General features: G+C 63.9%; 20 protein-coding genes. 2 read left to right on the top strand and 18 right to left on the bottom strand.

The features are described 5' to 3' along the window. Positions 1-110 precede the first annotated feature (110 nt). From BTH42_RS03380 to BTH42_RS03335, 10 genes are all read right to left on the bottom strand, one after another. Positions 111-1124: a glycosyltransferase family 2 protein gene (locus BTH42_RS03380; RefSeq protein WP_075295764.1), complete on the bottom strand. Its 1014-nt coding sequence runs from the start codon at positions 1122-1124 to the stop codon at positions 111-113. Between the two features lie 312 nt (positions 1125-1436). Continuing rightward, the gene (locus BTH42_RS03375) at positions 1437-3314 is read right to left on the bottom strand and encodes a glycosyltransferase (RefSeq protein ID WP_075295762.1); all 1878 of its coding nucleotides are present in this window, start codon (positions 3312-3314) and stop codon (positions 1437-1439) included. A 41-nt stretch (positions 3315-3355) separates the two neighbouring features. Beyond that, the gene (locus tag BTH42_RS03370; protein ID WP_075295760.1) at positions 3356-4108 is read right to left on the bottom strand and encodes an ABC transporter ATP-binding protein; all 753 of its coding nucleotides are present in this window, start codon (positions 4106-4108) and stop codon (positions 3356-3358) included. A 10-nt stretch (positions 4109-4118) separates the two neighbouring features. After that, on the bottom strand, positions 4119-4901 hold the full coding sequence (locus tag BTH42_RS03365; RefSeq protein ID WP_075295758.1) for an ABC transporter permease: 783 nt from the start codon (positions 4899-4901) through the stop codon (positions 4119-4121). Positions 4902-4950: 49 nt separating this feature from the next. Further along, positions 4951-5859 (bottom strand): glycosyltransferase family 2 protein, encoded by a 909-nt coding sequence (locus BTH42_RS03360; protein WP_075295756.1) that lies wholly within the window; start codon positions 5857-5859, stop codon positions 4951-4953. After that, on the bottom strand, positions 5852-6754 hold the full coding sequence (gene rfbD, locus BTH42_RS03355) for a dTDP-4-dehydrorhamnose reductase (RefSeq protein ID WP_075295754.1): 903 nt from the start codon (positions 6752-6754) through the stop codon (positions 5852-5854). The genes BTH42_RS03360 and rfbD overlap by 8 nt, the downstream gene beginning before the upstream one ends. Then, positions 6747-7298, bottom strand: coding sequence for a dTDP-4-dehydrorhamnose 3,5-epimerase (rfbC, locus tag BTH42_RS03350; protein ID WP_075295752.1), 552 nt, complete (start codon positions 7296-7298; stop codon positions 6747-6749). The genes rfbD and rfbC overlap by 8 nt, the downstream gene beginning before the upstream one ends. After that, complete coding sequence (gene rfbA / locus BTH42_RS03345) at positions 7283-8176, bottom strand: glucose-1-phosphate thymidylyltransferase RfbA (RefSeq protein WP_075295750.1); 894 nt, start codon at positions 8174-8176, stop codon at positions 7283-7285. Before rfbA ends, rfbC begins: the two co-directional genes overlap by 16 nt. A 10-nt stretch (positions 8177-8186) precedes the next feature. Further along, positions 8187-9248 carry a dTDP-glucose 4,6-dehydratase gene (rfbB, locus tag BTH42_RS03340; protein ID WP_075295748.1) on the bottom strand — a complete coding sequence of 354 codons (1062 nt, stop codon included), beginning with the start codon at positions 9246-9248 and terminating at the stop codon, positions 8187-8189. Between the two features lie 416 nt (positions 9249-9664). Then, positions 9665-10600 carry a GDP-mannose 4,6-dehydratase gene (locus tag BTH42_RS03335; RefSeq protein ID WP_075295746.1) on the bottom strand — a complete coding sequence of 312 codons (936 nt, stop codon included), beginning with the start codon at positions 10598-10600 and terminating at the stop codon, positions 9665-9667. Positions 10601-10783: 183 nt separating this feature from the next. Here BTH42_RS03335 and BTH42_RS03330 point away from each other — a divergent pair, with 183 nt between their 5' ends. After that, positions 10784-11656: a symmetrical bis(5'-nucleosyl)-tetraphosphatase gene (locus BTH42_RS03330; protein ID WP_075295744.1), complete on the top strand. Its 873-nt coding sequence runs from the start codon at positions 10784-10786 to the stop codon at positions 11654-11656. 160 nt (positions 11657-11816) lie between these two features. Here the strand turns inward: BTH42_RS03330 and BTH42_RS03325 are convergent, their stop codons facing one another. The 6 genes from BTH42_RS03325 to BTH42_RS03300 form a co-directional block, all read right to left on the bottom strand. Continuing rightward, entirely contained in the window at positions 11817-12668 is an 852-nt protein-coding gene (locus BTH42_RS03325) for a 1-acyl-sn-glycerol-3-phosphate acyltransferase (RefSeq protein ID WP_075295742.1), read from the bottom strand. Positions 12669-12712: 44 nt separating this feature from the next. After that, a complete protein-coding gene (locus BTH42_RS03320; protein ID WP_075295740.1) occupies positions 12713-13993 on the bottom strand; it encodes a dihydroorotase in 1281 nt (426 codons plus the stop codon). A gap of 49 nt (positions 13994-14042) precedes the next feature. After that, entirely contained in the window at positions 14043-15068 is a 1026-nt protein-coding gene (locus BTH42_RS03315) for an aspartate carbamoyltransferase catalytic subunit (protein ID WP_075295738.1), read from the bottom strand. An 80-nt stretch (positions 15069-15148) separates the two neighbouring features. Next, on the bottom strand, positions 15149-15688 hold the full coding sequence (pyrR, locus tag BTH42_RS03310; RefSeq protein ID WP_075295736.1) for a bifunctional pyr operon transcriptional regulator/uracil phosphoribosyltransferase PyrR: 540 nt from the start codon (positions 15686-15688) through the stop codon (positions 15149-15151). Beyond that, positions 15675-16115, bottom strand: coding sequence for a Holliday junction resolvase RuvX (gene ruvX, locus BTH42_RS03305; protein WP_075295734.1), 441 nt, complete (start codon positions 16113-16115; stop codon positions 15675-15677). Before ruvX ends, pyrR begins: the two co-directional genes overlap by 14 nt. Positions 16116-16125: 10 nt before the next feature. Next, positions 16126-16704: a YqgE/AlgH family protein gene (locus BTH42_RS03300; protein ID WP_075295732.1), complete on the bottom strand. Its 579-nt coding sequence runs from the start codon at positions 16702-16704 to the stop codon at positions 16126-16128. 29 nt (positions 16705-16733) lie between these two features. On the opposite strand from BTH42_RS03300, the gene BTH42_RS35875 reads away from it, so the two are divergent. Then, positions 16734-16859 carry a hypothetical protein gene (locus BTH42_RS35875; protein WP_256701749.1) on the top strand — a complete coding sequence of 42 codons (126 nt, stop codon included), beginning with the start codon at positions 16734-16736 and terminating at the stop codon, positions 16857-16859. Between the two features lie 262 nt (positions 16860-17121). On the opposite strand, the gene BTH42_RS03295 is transcribed toward BTH42_RS35875, so the two are convergent. Continuing rightward, positions 17122-18528: a hypothetical protein gene (locus tag BTH42_RS03295; protein WP_075295730.1), complete on the bottom strand. Its 1407-nt coding sequence runs from the start codon at positions 18526-18528 to the stop codon at positions 17122-17124. A gap of 276 nt (positions 18529-18804) precedes the next feature. Then, positions 18805-18975, bottom strand: a complete 171-nt coding sequence (locus tag BTH42_RS03290; RefSeq protein ID WP_006047743.1) for a rubredoxin — start codon at positions 18973-18975, stop codon at positions 18805-18807. Positions 18976-19184: the final 209 nt, after the last annotated feature.

Raw genomic sequence — 19184 nt, 5'->3', positions numbered from 1 at the left:
TCGACAGTTTTACCGTCGTCTTTTGTCGTAAATCCTGGCGCACGGAGCCCGCTTCGCCCATGAATGTCCGCTTCGATCTGCGGATTCAATGGGTTGCGGGTGCCCAAACATCAGGTGACAAGGCTTCGTCGCACTCCAGTCGAAAGTGTGGCGTAGCGCATTACCTTGATAGCCCACGGCGGCGAGTAGTCGAGAACGAATGCAACAAGCGAGAACTTCAGTTTCAGCTTGCGGCGGACATATCTGCTTTGCCGTAATACCTTCGCGTACTCCTGGAGAATTGCTACCACCTCCTGTTTGTCCGCGGTTTTTTTCGTTGTCGCTTTCAACGCATCCGAGAGGAATGCGCGGCCAAATCGAGGCGCGATGCAGTCCCGGAAAAAAAACAGGCCTCGGTCCGGGTTGTCGGGAAACTGGCTCGATAGCTTCATGAAATACCTGAACCTGCTCCGACACATGCGGATGCTGTACGAAGTGCTCTCGCTATGAATGCACCAGACCGTTACCGGCTCGTCGACGTAGTAGTTGGTGAAGCCGCTGCGGAAAATTCTCAGGAAGAGATCATCATCCTCGTAGCCCATGAACTGCTCATCGAAGCCACCGACCGCTTCAAATGCCTTGCGCGTGATAATTGAAGCCGACGGCAGGACGAACATGTCGGATTTCAGCAGATCGATCAACGACTTTTTCGGATTCGACGGCGAGTGCTCCTTCACTGAACTGGTGAATACCAATCCACCATCACCGTCAGCAATATGCAGATCGGCATAAACAAAGCCGAGCCGAAGATCATTTTCCGGAAGATTACCCACGAGAATCTCGATGTGATTCTCGAGATAAAAATCATCCTGATCCAGAAAGCATATATAGTCGGATGTGCTCGCAGCGACACCAACGTTTCGGGCGGAGCCTTGCCCGCCGTTCGATTTGTCGATTATGCGAAATCCATATTTTTGTGCCAAAGGGTCAAGCGCGGCGCGCTCTTCGGCCTTTGAGCCATCATTAACGACGATGAATTCCGCCGGCGCAATGGTTTGTTCCGCAACACTCTTCACGGCCCGTTCGAGCCATTTCGCACCGTTATAAAATGGAATAATCACGGCGACCGATGGTGTTTTATTCATATACGCTCCTCAGGACGCTTCAGGGTACCTTAAACAAATTACAAGCCACTTTCTTCATTGTGAAAGCGATGATTCCTTTCTTGAGCGGCGCAATGGCAGAAGACACGCGCCAGGCCAACTCGTCGTGTTGTGTGAAAAGGCTCTAGCGCGGCAAGCAGCGACGCTACACATGTAGCCTGAAAACCAAACACCAATACAACCATGCCGCTTCGCGCGGCTTTTTATTTTCCAATCAGGATTCCCACGTGGATCTGGATCGGTGGACATCGATCGCCTGTGCTCTTGCCCAGTGTCTGCGCGCGCCGTATGCCCTCAAACAAGCGCATCCACTCGCGGCGGCGATGCCAGAGCGAAACTACCTTCGTCCAGAGTCAGGTTGGGGCTATAAGACGGGTCGCTCCGTAACAGGCTGCCCCAACGCCGCTGCATGTACTGCACCTCTCCGTCGAAGTGAGCTTGTCCCGCAGAATCGCTGCCGCAGTGTCGAATCGACGACTCGTGGTGATACAGCTCCGCATACGGGGTCCAGACATTGCGATAGCCGGCTTCCTGCGTACGAATGCAGAAGTCGACATCGCTGAACGCCATCACCGCCGCCTGCTCATCCAACCCTGCCACTTCGCGATAGACCGACTTGCGCACGATCATGCATGCAGCCGTCACCGCGGAAACAGATCGAATCAGGCTGGCGCGACCGAAGTAGCCAAACGAGCTGCGAGGAATGCGTTGATGAACCGATCCGGCCACGCCATGCAGACCCAGTGTCATACCGGCATGCTGCACCGTACCGTCCGGATAAAGCAGTTTCGCGCCTACCGCGCCGACGCCGGGCTGCAACGCAATGCTGACCATTTCCGACAACCAGTCGGGCGAGAGTACTTCGATACCACTATCGATCAAGCCGACGATCTCGCCATTCGCCGCATCGACAGCCGAATTGCACCATGCGGAGAAGTTGCGTGGCCGGTCGTCGCGCAACACCCGAACCTTCCCGCCGCGCTCGAGTGCGGCCAGGTAGTCCTGCGTCGCGGGGTCGTCTGAGCCGGCATCGACGATAAGGATTTCGAAATTGCCGTACGTGGTCTTCCCGACAATGTTCGTGACGCACTGTTTGAGCAATTCGAGTTCATTTCGGATTGGAAGGACCAGACTGACAAGCGGCGCGGGAGTTGGTAGCGCGTATCGTGCACGGTATCCATTGACCGCAAACTCCACCGCGCCGCGAACGCCCATTCTGCCGAAGTGGTCGTTAAGCGCCCGCTCGCCGGCCACTACGGCATAAGGCTTTGCATCCGCGCCCGCCGCCGTGCTCTGCGCGTGGACCCGCCAGTGGTACAGCACGCGAGGGATGTGATGGATCGCGCCAACGCCAGCGCGCTCGACACAACGAAGCGCAAGATCATAGTCTTGCGACCCCTCGTAACCCTCGCGAAACCCGCCCACCTCGTCCAGCAGAGTGGTCTGAAACACCCCCAGATGACTGAACATGTTTTGCGAGAGAAACAGGTCCGGGTTCCAGTCGCACTTGAAATACGGCTCGCGGCGCTTGCCGGATTCGTCGATCTTGTCTTCGTCGGAGTAGATCATCCGGATCGAGGGATTACGCTCGATCGCATCGGCAACGCAATAGAGCGCATGCTCCGGCAATATATCGTCGTGATCGAACAGCGCAACCCACGCGCCCGTCACAAGTTCGAGCGCAGTGTTAGATGCCGCGGAAATGTGACCGTTTTTCTGCCGGAACGCGACCTTGATCCGTTCGTCCGTATGAGCATAGCGCTCGAGTAACGGACGGATCTCGGGATTGGTCGACACGTCGTCCGCGATGCACAGTTCCCAATACGGATAGAGCTGCCCGCGAATGGATTCAATCGCCTCAGCCAGCCATTTGGGATCGGGATTGTAGACGGGCATCACTACCGAAATTCGCGGCGGATTTTCAAACCCCGCGATGCGCGCGCGAATGGCCACGCGAGTTGCGTCGTCGATCTGATCGTAGCGGCACACCCATTCGGCGTAGAGCTGCGCAGAGACGGTGCCCGGCGCGCCCGCGCGCAACCACGCGATCCGTCGCTTCACGCCTGCCAGACCTTCGCGGCGAAAGACCCCGTAGGCTTTGCGCACGGCCCAACGCAATCCATCACCCGCGACCAGCCGGCTCAGCAACGAACGTGCTCTACGCAACTTCATTGATTCAGCGTCCCGCAGTACCGCCGTTGCCATTCACAGCTTCAGCCCCCCATCGCAGTCGCATACTGCGACACGACTTCTTCGACCTCGCCGAACGCACGCACACATCCGCGCTCCATCCAGAGCGCCTTGTTGCACACCTTGCGAATTTCGCTGTTCGAGTGCATCGCGAGAACGACGATCTCGGCCCGGCCGCGCAGTTCTTCGAGACGCGCTTCTGCCTTATGCATGAAAGACGCATCACCCACACCCATGACTTCGTCGAGAAGCAGGATCTCCGCGTCGACCGATGTCGAAACGGCGAACGCAAGTCGCATCTTCATCCCGCTCGAATACGTGCGAACCGGCAGGTCCAGATAGTCACCCAACTCGCTGAACTCCGCGATATCGTTCTGCTTCTCGCGAATCTCCGCATCGGTCATGCCGAGCAGCAGCCCGCGCAGCCGGATGTTCTGCATGCCGGTCGAGTTGTCGTCCATGCCCAGACTGATGTCGAGCAACGGCACGACTTTGCCCTCTCGCGACAGCGTGCCGGCCGTCGGAGGATAGATGCCGGCCATCGCACGCAGCAGTGTCGACTTGCCCGCGCCATTGTGGCCGATCAGTCCAACCCGATCGCCGCTCTCGAAGCGGAAGGTCAGATCGTCCAGAGCGCGTACGACGATGACACCGTCGTTGCCCTCCGCAATCCGGTTGCGCCGCCCCATCCGCAGCACCTGTTTCTTCAGCGAGCGACCCTGCACGTCGAAAATCGGCAGGTCCAACGTCACGTTGTTCAGTTCAATGTACGCCATGTCGCTCTCTTCAAACCCAGTACGGAAGACGTTTCAAATAGCGGCCAGTCATCAGCAAGGCAATCGGCCAGCCGATCACAGCCATGCCGATCGTCACTTGCCATGCCACCATGCTCGGCATTTGCCCGATCAGCGGAGCCCGCACGATTTCAATCAGATAGGCGAGCGGATTCCATTCGACGATAAACGCGAACCGGTTCAGCGACTCGGGACGGAAAATGATTGGCGTGACATAGAACGCGACTTGCAGCAATGCGCCGATGATTTGCGGCAGGTCACGAAAGCGTGCGGACAACAGGCCCACCGTCATCGCAATCCACATCACGTTCAGCAGATATACGAGCAAGCCGGGGATGAACATCGGCAGCGCTTCCCAGCTTTTGACGCCATAGATCGCAAGGAGGCCGATAACAATGACGAAGTTATGGGCGACGACGATCAGATTGCGCCATATGACCTGCAGAATGAAGATCAGCTTGGGCGTAGGGACCTGCCGGATGTACGACGCACCGCTAATGTACGCAACGCTCCCCTCGTTCACCGACTGCGAAAACAACCCCCACAGCACGATGCTCGACGCCAGAAACGGCAGATACTCGTTCATCTTCTGGCCGAACAGCGTGCCATACACGACGCCGAGCGAGGTGATCATCACCCCCATACTGATAGTCAGCCAGAACGGCCCAACCCGCGAACGCGCATAGCGCTGCCGGATCTCCAGCCAGCCCAGCAGCGTCCACAACCGCCATGACGCGAGGCTCTGTTTGAGGTCAAGAAGTGAAAGAGTCAACATGCAAGCTGTCTATTTGAATGGAATATGTAAAGTGGGTAGTGTGCGCGTTTCACAGTGCACCATCGCGCCCGGTCAGTCCATGCCAGATCCCCAGCAGGGAAAGACGCAGATGCAGCAGGCGAGGTTGCATGAATAACGCGTAGATCACGAGCCGGACCGGCATCTTCACGAGTTCGGTCGACTTCCAGCTCCAGGGCACATAGGCCCGCCGGATCAGCGCGATCGCATTGCGGAACAGATAATAATGCCGAACCGCGCTGTGCCCCGGATAGCTTCGTCCGAACACCTTCACCGGTTCGCCGCCCAGTTCATGCGCGAGCCGCAACGCCGGCGCGCCGAGCACCGAATAGCCCTTCGCGCGAGCCCGCGCGCACCATTCGAGATCGACGAAATCGATGAACAGGCCGTCGTCCATCGGACCGATCTCGCGCCACACGTCGAGGTTCACGCACGAGCCCGACGTAATCAGGAAGTCTACGTCGATCGGCTTCACGCCCTCGGGCGGAATCCGCCGCAGCCACAGGTAACCGAAGCGCACGAACGGCGCCACGCCACGCAGGCGCGTATCTTCGTACGCCGGCCCGATCAGCGCGACGCGCCGGTCGCGCTGCCGCTCGGCCGCGAGCGTCTCGGGCAACTCGCGCAGCAGTTGCTCGGACGGTTCGCTATCCTGATCGAACATCAACACCGACGTGCAGCCTGCCGCGTGCAGTCGCTCGATGCCCTGGTTCAGCGCGGTCGCGATCCCAAGGTTCGCGCCGTTCGCAACATAGTCGATTTGGGCATCGAGGCCAAGCGCCGCCGGCGTGCTAATGCTCTCGGTGTTGTCGATCACCACGCACGGCCATACCTGGGCGAGCCGGTTCGCCCGGGCCACGCAATCGTGGTCCGGGCGATAAAAGACGATTACGACACCGGCTTGCTCCCGACGCGACGAATTCTGGTCCAAGTTACTCACTCAAACACAGCTTCAGCGCATCGGCCCAATCCGGCAAACGCAATCCAAATGCTTCGGTCAACTTGTCGTGCGACAGCCGCGAATTGGCCGGCCGCATCGCGGGCACCGGATAGTCGCTCGCCGGAATCGGCACGACCTTCGGCGCGCGTTCGCCCATTGCGTTCGCGAAGATCGCCTCCGCGAACCCATGCCACGAGGTCGCGCCGGCCGACGTGAAGTGATAGACGCCGGAACGTCGCGCCCACCACTGCGTGCGGTCGTCCGCCGACAGCGCTTGCGCGGCGATATGCGCGGTTGCGGTCGCGATCGTTTTCGACCACGTCGGCGCGCCGATCTGATCGGCGACCACGCGCAACTCGGGACGCTCGCTGCCGAGCTTGAGCATCGTCAGCAGAAAGTTCTTGCCGCGTCGCCCATACACCCAGCTGGTACGCAAAATCAGGTGCGCGCAGCCGGTCGCCGCGATCGCCTGCTCGCCCTCGAGCTTGGTCAGCCCGTACACGTTCTGCGGATTGGTCGCATCCGTTTCGACATACGCGCCGTCCTTGGTGCCGTCGAACACGTAATCGGTCGAGTAGTGAATCAGCGCCGCGCCGCTCGCCGCCGCCTCTTCCGCCAACACGCGCGGCACGTCGGCATTCAGCCGGCGCGCGGCGGCGATGTCCGTCTCAGCCTTGTCGACCGCGGTGTAAGCGGCCGGATTGACGATCAGCGACGGCTTCAACTCGCGCACGACGGTACGCACGCGCTCCAGATCGGACAGATCGAGGACCGAGCGGTCGCATGCCACCACGCGCCCCAGACCTTGCAGCGAGCGCAGCAGTTCGAAGCCGACCTGCCCGTTCACTCCCGTCACCAGAATCGTCGGCTCAGGATTCACGCTCACCTCACGCATAAACTTCGGCGTCGCCGAGCTGCTTGCCCGCGGCATCCTTCGCCGCCAGCAGCGGTTCGAAGTCGATCGGCCATTCGATACCAATGGCCGGATCGTTCCACACGATGCTGCGCTCGTGCTCGGGGAACCAGTAATCGGTGGTCTTGTAGAGGAACTGCGCGGACTCCGACAGCACCACGAAGCCGTGCGCGAAACCGGGCGGCACCCACAGTTGCCGATGATTCTCGACCGACAGCGTCACGCCGACCCACTTGCCGAAATTCGGCGAGCTCTTGCGGATATCGACGGCGACGTCGAACACTTCGCCTTCGACCACCCGCACCAGCTTGCCCTGCGCGTGCTCGATCTGATAGTGCAGACCGCGCAGCACGCCGCGCGCCGAGCGCGAATGGTTGTCCTGCAAGAACTCGACATTCGACTCGACCTTCTCGGCGAATTCCTGCGCATTGAAGCTTTCGAAGAAGAAGCCGCGCGCATCGCCGAACACCTTCGGCTCGATGATCTTGACTTCGGGCAGCGCGGTTGCGGTTACCTGGATGGCCATGCGACGTGATCCGTAAGAAGGTTTTGCAGGTACTGGCCGTAGCCGTTCTTCGCGAGCGGCCTCGCCAGCGCGAGCAGCTGTTCGCCGTCGATCCACTGGCGCCGGTAGGCGATTTCCTCAGGGCACGCGACCACCAGACCCTGGCGCTTCTGCAGCGTCGCAATGAAGGTCGCGGCCTCGATCAGCGAATCGTGCGTGCCGGTGTCGAGCCACGCATAGCCGCGGCCCATGATCTCGACGTTCAGCGCCGCGTTCGCGAGGTAGCGCGAATTGACGTCGGTGATTTCGAGCTCGCCGCGCGGCGACGGCTTGATGTCGGCGGCGATGTCGCAGACCTGTTTGTCGTAGAAGTACAGACCGGTGACCGCGTAGTTCGAACGCGGCTTGGCGGGCTTTTCCTCGATCGACAGCGCGCGGAACTGCTGGTCGAATTCGACCACGCCGTAGCGCTCCGGATCCTGCACGTGGTACGCGAACACGGTCGCGCCATCGGGCTGCTCGTCGGCGCGCTCGAGCTGCTTCGCGAGATCGTGGCCGTAGAAGATGTTGTCGCCCAGAATCAGCGCCGACGGATCGTTATTCACGAACTCGCGGCCGATGATGAACGCCTGCGCGAGTCCATCCGGCGACGGCTGCACCGCGTACTGGATATTCATCCCCCACTGGCTGCCGTCGCCGAGCATCGCCTCGAAGCGCGGCGTGTCCTGCGGCGTCGAGATGATCAGCACGTCGCGGATCCCCGCCACCATCAGCGTGGACAGCGGGTAGTAGATCATCGGCTTGTCGTAGACCGGCAGCAGCTGCTTGGAGACGACATGCGTGATCGGGTACAGGCGGGTGCCCGAACCGCCCGCGAGAATAATGCCTTTGCGCGCCATTACCGTGTCCTCACGCGCGTTGCGCGTAGTTGGTCTCGACCCACTTCCGGTATTCGCCCGAAGCGACTTCGTCGACCCATTGCTGGTTGTCGAGATACCACTGGACCGTCTTCGCCAGACCGGTTTCAAACGTTTCCGCCGGCTTCCAGCCGAGTTCGCGTTCGAGCTTGCGCGCGTCGATCGCGTAGCGGCGGTCGTGGCCCGGGCGGTCCGTCACATAGGTGATCTGGTCGCGGTACGAGCCGGCCGCCTTCGGGCGGCGCGCGTCGAGCAGATCGCACAGCGTATGCACGACCTCGAGATTCTTCTTCTCGTTCCAGCCGCCGACGTTGTACGTCTCGCCCGGCGTGCCGCGCGCGAGCACTTCGCGGATCGCGCTGCAGTGGTCGCCCACATACAGCCAGTCGCGCACGTTCTGGCCGTCGCCGTAGACCGGCAGCGGCTTGCCCGCGAGCGCGTTGGCGATCATCAGCGGAATCAGCTTTTCGGGGAACTGGTACGGACCGTAGTTGTTCGAGCAGTTGGTCGTCAGCACCGGCAGGCCGTAGGTGTGGTGATACGCGCGCACCAGATGGTCGGAGCCGGCCTTGGTCGCCGAGTACGGGCTGTTCGGCGCGTACGGCGTGGTCTCGGAGAATTGCGGATCGGTCGCGGACAGCGAGCCGAACACTTCGTCGGTCGACACGTGCAGGAAGCGGAACGCCGCGCGTTCGGCTTCGCCGAGCGTGTTCCAGTAGCTGCGGGTCGCCTCGAGCAGCGTGAAGGTGCCGACCACGTTGGTTTGCACGAAATCGGCCGGACCGTGGATCGAGCGATCGACGTGGCTTTCGGCCGCGAAATGCAGCACCGCGCGCGGCTTGTGTTCGGCGAACAGCGCGTCGAGCCCGGCGCGGTCGCAGATGTCGACGCGCGCGAACACGTGTTTGGGATTGCCCTGGTGCGCCTTGAGCGTGCCCAGATTGCCGGCGTAGGTCAGCTTGTCGACGTTGAGCACTGCTTCGTCCGACTCATCGAGCCAGTCGAGCACGAAATTGGCGCCGATAAAACCGGCACCGCCCGTTACCAGAATCATGAAATTCCCTTCCAGGTATGGGTGACAGACCGCAGTGACTGTGCCGGCCCGCGCATCCCGCGTAGTGGTGGTGTTCGTTTCTGCTGGCGCCCGTCGCGCCGCCGCGCACAACCGGCAGACACTCAGACGCCAATTTTAAGAAGGCCCAATTATAAAGCGGCCCCGGGCAAAAACTAGAACCCTAACAACTTGAAACAGCTTGACAAAATCGGTTGCGATCGATCAGTAAAATAACTTTTTTAACCGCATTTAAAAGTGTTTTAACGAACGTAACGCCGCAGGACGCGGCGCGCAGCGCGACTCGGGGGACGAGCGAAGAAGCGGATGTAAGGGTGGCGAAAGCAGCCCAAAAGGGGGCCGATGCGAACGTTATCGGCGCAGAAGCCGCCCTCAGCATCGGCTTGCGCCCTTCAGCGTTATGCAGTCAGCATCCAGCGCAACGTGTCGCTGAAAGGGATCGATTCGACCGACGGCACCAGCGAGTGCAATTTCGCCGGCGATCCCGCCAGCATTTTGACGTCCGTCTGGCGGACAAAGGCGGGATTGATCTGCACTTCGAGTTCGTGCCCCGTCAGCTCGCTCGCCGCGGCGAGGATCTCGCGCAACGAGTACGGGGTGCCGGTGCAGACGTTGACGATCTCGCTCGCTACATTGGCATCGAGCAGCGCTTCGTACGCGCTCGCCACGTAGCGCACGTCCGAGAAGTCGCGGGCGATGTCGATGTTGTCCAGTTCGATCGAAGGCGCGCGGCGCGCGAAATGGCTGACGATCTTCGGCACGAGGAAGTTCACCGCCTGGCCGCGCCCGGTGTAGTTGAACGGCCGCACGATCAGGACCGGCAGACGGTCGAACCACGTGCGCACCATCGCTTCCATCGCCGCCTTGCTGGCCGCGTAGTGATTGACCGGGGTGAGCGGGAAGCTTTCGTCGATCGCCGCGCTGCTGACATTGCCATACACGTTCGCGCTGCTCGCGATCAGCAGCTTGCGCGGCACATGGCCGATCGCCGCGCACGCTTCGAGCAGGTTCAGCGTGCCGAGCACGTTGACGCGATAGAAGTCGAGCGGATCGGCGTGACCGACGAAGCTGATCGCGGCCAGATGCACGATGTAGTCGGGGCGCACGCTGTCGAGCACGCGCCGGCATTCGTCCGGCGACGTGATGTCGAGCTTGATGCGGGTCGGCGTATCGGGCTGGTCGCCGCCGGACACCGCTTCGATCACGGTATGACCGCGCCCGAGCAGTTTCTCGACCAGATAGCGGCCGGTGAAACCGCTGGCACCGGTGACGAGCGTGCGAATGGATTGCGTCGCCCCCGCAGAGGAGCTGCTGGCTTCGTTCACGAGAGTCATCCTGTTTGTTGTGGCGCAATAACGCGCGCGGTTCTCGTGCTTGGCCGGCGAGCGGCGTCCGCCAACCGAAGGCGCGATATCCGAACGTCAAACGGGCTATTATGTCACGCTCACTTGCTGCACCGCCCACCGCGGCACGTCTCCTGCGTCGCCGCGTGTATCGAATTGCTTCCACTTCGTTTGATGACACCGTCCACCGCTTCCAGCCCGTCCACTTCCCCGGTCCCTCTTGCGTTCGGCGATCTGCAAGGCTGTCGCAAGCCGTTCGAACAACTGCTCGCGAAGGCCGCGCCGCCGGCCGGCACGCCGTTGTGGTTCGCCGGCGACCTGATCAACCGGGGACCGGAATCGCTGGCGACGCTGCGCGACGTGATCGCGCTCGGCGAGCGGGCGGTGCCGGTGCTCGGCAATCACGATCTGCATCTGCTGTCGGTGTCGGCGGGGATTCGCAAGTCGAAGAAAGGCGACACGATCGACGAGATCCTCGCCGCGCCCGACGCGGCCGATCTGCTCGAATGGGTACGCCACCGGCCGCTCGCGCATTTCGAGCACGGCATGCTGATGGTGCACGCGGGCGTGCTGCCGCAATGGGACGTCGCGCTCACGCTGGAACTGGCCGACGAATTGCAGCGCGCGCTGCGCGCGCCGAACTGGAAGGAGACGCTCGCGGGTCTGTACGGCAACGAGCCGAATCGCTGGACGCCGGCGCTCAAGGGGATCGAACGTCTGCGCGTCACCTGCAGCGCGCTCACGCGGATGCGCTTTTGCACCCCCGACGGCACGATGGATTTCAGCAGCAGCGGCACGCTCGCTTCGGCGCCGGCCGGCTGTGTGCCGTGGTTCGACGCGCACTCGCGCCGGACCGCCGACGTCACCGTCGTGTTCGGCCATTGGGCGGCGCTCGGCCTGCTGATGCGCGACAACCTGGTCGGGCTCGATTCGGGCTGCGTGTGGGGCCAGAAGCTGTCCGCGGTAACGCTCGCGAAGCATCCGGCGGAACGCACGCTGACCCAGGTCGATTGCGATGCTTGCGCGGTGCCGCGCGGCGGGAATTGACTGGAAGGGATTGAAGGCGGGTTGGGCGAGGCGCTGATCGTCGCGCCATGTCCGCGCGCGTGGCGACTCGAACCGGAGCAAGTCTATGCTCGGCGCGCCGCCGCGGTGTTCCCGGGCATCGCGATCGTGCCACTGGCGAGTTCGAGCCAGCGGCATGAACTCAGGCAGAGCGCCCCGATTGATCGACTGGCTCGATCAGCGGGTCCGCCGCGCCGACGGCAGTCGATGCAGTCGCGTTGGTTTCGCGCTCCTGCGCGAGCGCGCCGGTCGGCGCCTGACCGCGCTGCAAATCGGACAGCGCACCGGCCACCACCTGCTGCGCCTGCGCCGCCAGCTCGCGGCGGTCCGCGCCAGGCGCAAGCGGCGCGCCGACATACACATGAGCGGTCAGCGGGCCGCCGCGCAACAGCATATCGAGCGAATCGGATAGCGACAGATCGTCGATATATGCGGGCGCGGTCGACTGCTTACCCGCCGCGTCTTCATACATGATGCACACCGGCTGTACCGGCGCGCCGGCCGACACCGCGGCCTGAAACATATTCGCGTGAAACGGCAGCAGCGCGAGCCCGTTCGACGTCGTGCCCTCCGGAAACACGCACATCAGCTCGCCGGCGCTCAAACGATCCGCGAGTTCGTGCATGATCCGCTTCGCGTCACTGCGCTTCTCGCGCTGGATGAACACCGTATCGAGCTGCTGCGCAAGCCAGCCGACCAGCGGCCACTGGCGGATTTCCGCCTTCGACACGAACGGCGTCGGCCGCCACGCATTGATCACGTAGATGTCGATCCACGAGATGTGATTGGCGACCACCAGCGCGCCGCGATCGAGCCGCGCCGCGTCGTTGTGCACGACGACGCGCATCCCGCACAGCCGCAGCATCTTCAGCGACCACGCGCGATTGAGCGCGTGACGCCGCTCGGCGCTCGCGTTCGGAAAACGCGTCGCGACGGTCCACATGCCGTGCAGCAGATGAGCGATGAGACGGACCTTGCGTAACGCGAGCTTCATGGCCGGAGCTTTCCCTGAGTGGAGCGAAACCGGAACGCGGCGGCTCAGCGCGCTTCGTACGCGAGCCGGCCCGCCACGACGGTCGCCCGCACGCAGGCCGGCAGTTCGTAGCCGAGGAACGGCGTGTTGTGCCCTTGGCTCTTCAACACGCGCGGCTCGACGCGCCAGTGCGCGCGACGATCGAACACGCACAGATCGGCGACCGCGCCGACCGCGACGCTGCCGGCCGCTTCGAGACCGAGCACCCGCGCGGGCGCAGTGGTGATGCGGTTCAGCGCGGTGGCGAGCGGCACGCCCGCTTCGTCGGCCCATTTGACCGTCAGCGACAGGAACAGCTCGAGACCGGTCGCGCCCGGCGTCGCCTCGGCGAACGGCAGCAGCTTTTCGTCGTCGTCGACCGGCGTGTGGGCCGAGCAGATCGCGTCGATCGTGCCGTCGACGAGGCCCGCGCGGATCGCTTCGCGATCGCGCTGCTGACGCAGCGGCGGGTCGAGGCGGAACTGCGCGTCGAAGTAACCGATGTCGAGATCGATCAGATGCACGTGGTTCACGGTGACGTCGCACGACACCGGCAGCCCCTCGGCCTTGGCCGCGCGCACCAGCTCGACGCCGGCCGCCGACGACACGTGCGAAATATGCACGCGCGCGCCGGTCACGCGGACCAGTTCGAAGATCGTATGGAGTGCGATCGTTTCGGCGGCGACCGGCACGCCCGACAGACCGAGCCGCGACGCCAGCGCGCCGCTCGCGGCGACGCCGCCCTTGCCAAGATACGCATCGACCGGACGCAGCCACGTGGTGAAACCGTAGGTCTTCGCGTACTGCAGCGCGCGCATCATCACCTGGGTATCGACGATCGGCGTATCGGCCTGCGAAAAGCCGACGCAACCCGCTTCGGTCAGCTCGACCATCTCGGTGATCACCTGCCCCTTCAGACCGACCGTCAGCGCGCCGAGCGGATACACGTGCGCCTGATGCAGGTTGCGCGCGCGATACCGCAGCATTTCGACGAGACCGGGTTCGTCGAGCGTCGGATCGGTGTCCGGCGGACACACGAGGCTCGTCACGCCGCCCGCGACCGCCGCGGCCATTTCCGACTTGAGCGTCGCCTTGTGCTCGTAACCCGGCTCGCGCAGCCGCGCGCACAGGTCGACCAGACCGGGCGCGACCGTCAGACCGCTCGCGTCGATCGTGCGTTCGGCCTGGAAACCGGCCGGCGCGCTGCCGATTGCAGCGATCTTGCCGTCGGCGATAAAAATGTCCTGCTGCTGTTCGGTGCCCGCTGCCGGATCGATCAGCGTGCCGCCTTGAATATGAATCTTCATGCGCTGCCTTTGTTAAACCTGTGGTTCAGCCGGTGCTTCGGCTTCCTGATCAGTCGTTATTGCCCGCGACGATGCCCATCACCGCCATGCGCACCGCGATCCCGAACGTCACCTGGTTCAGGATCACCGATTGCGGGCCGTCCGCGACCTGCGAGTCGATCTCGACGCCGCGGTTCATCGGACCGGGGTGCATCACGATTGCATCGGGCGCGGCGAGGGCGAGACGCTCGGGCGTCAGGCCCCAGCTCTTGAAGTATTCCTGCGACGACGGCAGCAGCGCGCCGCTCATGCGCTCGTTCTGCAGACGCAGCATGATGATCACGTCGACGTCCTTCAGACCTTCGTCGAGGTTGTGGAACACCCGCACGCCCATCTGTTCGAGGCCGCCCGGCAGCAGCGTGCGCGGACCGATCGCGCGCACCTCGGGCACGCCGAGCGTGGTCAGCGCGTGGATGTCGGAGCGCGCGACGCGCGAATGCAGAATGTCGCCGACGATCGCCACGCGCAGCTTCGTGAAGTCCTTCTTGTAGTGGCGGATCGTGTACATGTCGAGCAGCCCCTGGGTGGGGTGCGCGTGCCGGCCGTCGCCGGCGTTGATCACGTGCACGTGCGGCGCACAGTGCTGCGCAATCAGATACGGCGCGCCGCTCGACGCATGACGCACGACGAACAGATCCGCGTGCATCGCCGACAGATTGTTGATCGTGTCGAGCAGCGATTCGCCCTTGCTGGTCGACGACGCGTTGATGTTCAGGTTCAGCACGTCGGCGGACAGGCGGGTGGCCGCGATCTCGAAGGTGGTGCGGGTGCGCGTCGAGTTCTCGAAGAACAGATTGAACACCGATTTGCCGCGCAGCAACGGCACCTTCTTCACTTCGCGATCGGTGACGCTGACGAATTGATCCGCGGTATCGAGAATCTGGTTGACGATGGCCTTCGGCAGACCCTCGATCGACAACAGATGTTTGAGCTCGCCGTTTTTCGTGAGCTGCGGGTTGCCCTTCAGGAAGCCGTAACGAAAGCGCTCGGACGCGCTAGCGGAGGAATCCTGCGGAGCCTGGGTGGCGGTGTTCATGGTGTACCTGCTTCAAATACGGACTACAACGTGATCGGTGTCGCCGCGCACTGGGGCGATGCTCGCGGGCTACGCGAATTTCAATCGACGCGTGCTTCGGTGTGAAAAGAAAACCGCTGGCCGCCGGCGCCGTTCTCGTCGCGGGCCAGCACCAGCGTCGCGTTGGCGGGCACGTCCACCGTGCCGCCGACGAAGCGCGCCGCCACCGGCAACTCGCGGCCGCCGCGATCGGCGAGCACCGCGAGTTCGACCGCGGCCGGGCGGCCATAGTCGTACAGCTCGTTGAGCGCCGCGCGAATCGTGCGGCCGGTGTACAGCACGTCGTCGACCAGCACGATGCGGCTGCCGTCGACCGCGAACGGCAACGAGGTCGGGCTCGCCTGCGCGTGCAGGCCTTTCTTCGCGTAGTCGTCGCGATGCAACGCGACGTTCACCACGCCGAAATCCGGCACGTTCAGGTCGCGCGCGAGCCGCTCGGCGAGCCACGCGCCGCCGCTATAAATGCCGGCCAGCACCACCGCATCGGCACTGCCGGGCGCGGCGGCGAGCCGCTCGCCGTAGGCCGCGCGAATCTGGTCGAGCAACGCGCGATACAGCGCTTCGGCGTCAATGGAACTCATGATCGTCGGAAAGTCCGTCTAGATATTGCTGGAGGATGATGCTCGCGGCCTGCGCGTCGAGCATGTCGGCGCGGCCGTTGCCGGCGCGGATTTCCGCCTCGGCCTCGACCGACGAATAACGTTCGTCGACCCACGTGACCGGCAGATTGAAGCGGCCGTTCAGCTGGTTGCCGAAGCGCTTCGCGAGCTGCGTGCGCTCGTGCGGGGTGCCGTCGGGATGCATCGGCAAACCGACGATCAGCGCGTCGGGCTTCCATTCGGCGATCAGCTTGCCGAGCGCCTCGAAGCGATAGTCCTTGCTGTGGTTCTGTACGACGACGAGCGGCTGCGCGAGGCGCGTCAGCGAATTGCCGACCGCCACGCCGATGCGTTTTACCCCGTAGTCGAACGCAAGCAGCGTCGCCTCACGTCCGGCCGACTGACTCATGCCTGCCCTCTCATGCGTGCCCGGCTTCGCCGGACAGCATCGACAGCGACACGCCCAGCAGCGCGAGCGCCGCTTCGAGCCGGTCTTCGGCGGGTACGTCGAAGACGATCTTCGGATCGGCCTCGACCGTCAGCCAGCCGTTCTTGGAGATTTCGTCTTCGAGCTGACCGGCGCCCCAGCCGGCATGGCCGAGCGTCAGCAGAAAACGCTCGGGACCCGTGCCGCTCGCGACGGCTTCGAGCACGTCTTTCGAGGTGGTCATTTCGAGCCCGCCCGGCACCGACATCGACGACGTATAGCCGCTGCCGCTTTTCGGATCGTGCAGCACGAAGCCGCGCTCGGTTTGCACCGGGCCGCCGAAGTAGACGGGAACATGGAGAAGCGGTTCGATCTCGAGCTTCAGATCGATGCGATTGAAGAGCGCCTGCAGGTCGATATCGGTCGGCCGGTTGATCACGAGGCCGAGCGCGCCGCGCTCACTGTGATCGCAAAGGTAGACCACCGTTCCTGAAAACGTCGGATCGGCCATGTTCGGCATGGCGATCAGGAACTGGTTGGTCAGATTGATGCGATCGGTACTCTTGGACATAGTTGGGATTTTAGCAAAGACGATGCGGGATGGCGGGCTGCGTTGAGCATCGCCGTAGCGAGGTGCTGCAATGCGCGTTCCGCATGCCATCGACGCCGGATCAGGTTGCACTCTATCACGCGCGCGGCTCGCGCCATGCCGCGATCAAGCGGTGAAACAGCGCGCGGAACCTGACGTTCGACGCGGCTCGCCGGTTACGCTCCAGCGGGTGATCGGGACAGGTTGAACGGGTTCTCGATGCGTCGCTTCAAATGGGCTGGCCAGGCAGTGCCCAGCACCGCATCGCGGCCCGGGCGCGCGAGGTTCGGCGAGCGTCGCGCGGGCCGCCGCATCTGGAACCGCATCGCGCAGGCAACATACGCCCCGGCATCGCGCCCAGCGCTCAGGCCCCGCCGCTGAACAGGCTCGAGCGCATGCTCACGCGCCGCCCTGCTCGATCGCGCGCGTGAGCGCGCCAAGCGTCGCCTGCAACTGCCCTCCGCCGGCCGGCGCGACGCCCGCGGCGACCTGGTGCAGCGTCGCGCGCAACACTTCGGCGGCCTGTTCGAGCGTGGCCGCCGCTGGCGCACCGACGATCACATGCGCGCGCACCGCGGGCGTCGCGACACCCGCATGCGCGCGACGCCGCCACGCGAGCCCCAGCGCATCGGCGAGCAACGCGACGTGACCGAGGCCGAGCGCGCAGGCCGCGGCGCCGAGCCGGTAAGCGGCATCGCCCGCCTGCAGCGCTTCGCTCGGATCGGCCTTCTCCGGTTGATCGGCCGCGCGCGCATGGGCGGCCAACGCCTGGATCGACGCGTCGGCGGTCTGCAGAAAGTCTTCGTAAGCATTCGCGTTGACGGTCAGCACGCCGAGCTCACGCGTCGACGACAACGCCTGAGCCTGCTGCGCGCCCGCCTCCCACAGCATTTCCGACGACTGCGTGCCGGCCACGTGCCAGTCGACGGTCAGCCCGTAATCGCGCAGCACCTCGACCTGATCGGCATCTTCGGCGGCCGCGCCGAACAGCGCGTAGTCGCGCCACAGCAGCGCGAGCGTCGCGCGCACCAGCGAACGCGGCGCCCGCTCGATGCCGCGCGCATGATCGGCGAGCGCCAGATTGCAGCGCGCGTAGAAGCGCCGGGTATCGGTGTCGCGGGCCGCATGGCCGCGCGCGCGCAAGGCCTTCGCGCAGGCTCGCGCGAGCCGCCAGAAGTCATAGGGATCGGGACCGGCCAGTTCGACGAACACCGCATCGAGTTCGTCGAGCCCGGCATGGGTGACGGCAAGCGCGACCGCGCTGCCGGTATCGGCCTGCGAGCGCAACACGGGCAACAACGCGCGCTCGTAACGGACCCGCAGATGCGCGAGCAGCTCGGCCGGGTGCGCGTGCATCGATGCCGGCGGCACCGGCCGCGCGCACAGCGCGAGGTCTTCGAAGCCGACCGCGGAGCCTGGCGTGTGGTCGGCCAGTTGCGCGCACAGTTCGCCGTAGTGATTGAACAGGGTCGGCGAGCAGCTCAGCTCGCGCAGATTGTGGCGCTCGAGCGCCGCGCGAAATTCGTGCAGCGCCGCGCCGAACACCGGACGGGCGCTTTCCGCTTCGGCCGCCTCGGCGCCCGCTAGCGGCGACAGCCGCACCAGCGCATCGGCGAAACGCTGCGCGCTGAACCAGCCGGCGGTGCGCAGCGCATAGGACGCACGCAGCAGAGCGGCGCCGCTTTCGGCGTGGCGCTCGAACGCAAGCGACGCCTCGGCGAGCGCCAGCTCGGCGGCGCGGACCGCACCGCCGCGCGGGTTAGGCAGGGCATCGAGGGAAACGGGTGCTGCGGATCGAAGAGTCATGGGCAGGCGGCACGAAGCTGACGGATCGTCGCTTCGCGCCGCTGCAGAGTGCTCGGCCAACGCGCGAACCGGCGACAGGACAATCACGGACTACCGTTGCGACACGGCGCGCCCAACGATGTTCCGCGCCGCCAGGATGAGACTCGGTGCCGGCGGCGTCAGGCTTCGACGCGGCCGGCCCGGAAAGACCAGAAAAACCCGACGAGAATCGGACTGCAACCTGCATCACGACCCGGACCTGAGATCAGCCGGCCGAAGCCGGCGGCCCGGCAAGCTTCAGATCTGCACCATCTCGAAGTCTTCCTTGCGGGCTCCGCACTCCGGACAGGTCCAGTTGATGGGAACGTCTTCCCAGCGCGTGCCCGGCGCAATGCCTTCGTCCGGCAAGCCGGCTTCTTCGTCGTAAATCCAGCCGCAAATCAGGCACATCCAGCTTTGATATTCCATTCTTGTGTCGCGTCGTTGAGTCCGTGGAAACGGGAGCCATGATGGTACCGTGTTGGCGCCCCCATGCCTAGCAATCGAAAACGCGCAATCGTAGCGTGCGCCGGCCTTCGACGGGGCGGCCGCGGACGCCTTTCGCGACGCTTGCGGCGTCATGCCACGTGACGGTGCGCGCGCCGGCGCCGCGCGAAAAAACGCCCCCGGCGCGGTTT

The organism is Burkholderia sp. SRS-W-2-2016 (assembly GCF_001931485.1).
GTDB lineage: Bacteria > Pseudomonadota > Gammaproteobacteria > Burkholderiales > Burkholderiaceae > Paraburkholderia.
Note: the sequence above shows the minus strand (reverse complement) of the source record. Positions and strands in the feature narration are given on the sequence as shown.

Bases quoted from the DNA above. Each gene is read 5' to 3' on its own strand.
- BTH42_RS03290 (WP_006047743.1), bottom strand. From the start codon at position 18,975: ATGGAATATCAAAGCTGGATGTGCCTGATTTGCGGCTGGATTTACGAC.
- pyrR (WP_075295736.1), bottom strand. From the start codon at position 15,688: ATGAGTTCCATTGACGCCGAAGCGCTGTATCGCGCGTTGCTCGACCAG.
- rfbA (WP_075295750.1), bottom strand. From the start codon at position 8,176: ATGGCGCGCAAAGGCATTATTCTCGCGGGCGGTTCGGGCACCCGCCTG.
- BTH42_RS03335 (WP_075295746.1), bottom strand. From the start codon at position 10,600: ATGACTCTCGTGAACGAAGCCAGCAGCTCCTCTGCGGGGGCGACGCAA.
- BTH42_RS03325 (WP_075295742.1), bottom strand. From the start codon at position 12,668: ATGAAGCTCGCGTTACGCAAGGTCCGTCTCATCGCTCATCTGCTGCAC.
- BTH42_RS03330 (WP_075295744.1), top strand. From the start codon at position 10,784: ATGACACCGTCCACCGCTTCCAGCCCGTCCACTTCCCCGGTCCCTCTT.
- BTH42_RS03370 (WP_075295760.1), bottom strand. From the start codon at position 4,108: ATGGCGTACATTGAACTGAACAACGTGACGTTGGACCTGCCGATTTTC.
- BTH42_RS35875 (WP_256701749.1), top strand. From the start codon at position 16,734: ATGGCGGGCTGCGTTGAGCATCGCCGTAGCGAGGTGCTGCAATGCGCG.
- BTH42_RS03365 (WP_075295758.1), bottom strand. From the start codon at position 4,901: ATGTTGACTCTTTCACTTCTTGACCTCAAACAGAGCCTCGCGTCATGG.
- BTH42_RS03375 (WP_075295762.1), bottom strand. From the start codon at position 3,314: ATGAAGTTGCGTAGAGCACGTTCGTTGCTGAGCCGGCTGGTCGCGGGT.
- BTH42_RS03295 (WP_075295730.1), bottom strand. From the start codon at position 18,528: ATGACTCTTCGATCCGCAGCACCCGTTTCCCTCGATGCCCTGCCTAAC.
- rfbB (WP_075295748.1), bottom strand. From the start codon at position 9,248: ATGATTCTGGTAACGGGCGGTGCCGGTTTTATCGGCGCCAATTTCGTG.
- BTH42_RS03380 (WP_075295764.1), bottom strand. From the start codon at position 1,124: ATGAATAAAACACCATCGGTCGCCGTGATTATTCCATTTTATAACGGT.
- rfbD (WP_075295754.1), bottom strand. From the start codon at position 6,754: ATGCGTGAGGTGAGCGTGAATCCTGAGCCGACGATTCTGGTGACGGGA.
- BTH42_RS03315 (WP_075295738.1), bottom strand. From the start codon at position 15,068: ATGAACACCGCCACCCAGGCTCCGCAGGATTCCTCCGCTAGCGCGTCC.
- rfbC (WP_075295752.1), bottom strand. From the start codon at position 7,298: ATGGCCATCCAGGTAACCGCAACCGCGCTGCCCGAAGTCAAGATCATC.
- BTH42_RS03320 (WP_075295740.1), bottom strand. From the start codon at position 13,993: ATGAAGATTCATATTCAAGGCGGCACGCTGATCGATCCGGCAGCGGGC.
- BTH42_RS03300 (WP_075295732.1), bottom strand. From the start codon at position 16,704: ATGTCCAAGAGTACCGATCGCATCAATCTGACCAACCAGTTCCTGATC.
- ruvX (WP_075295734.1), bottom strand. From the start codon at position 16,115: ATGAGTCAGTCGGCCGGACGTGAGGCGACGCTGCTTGCGTTCGACTAC.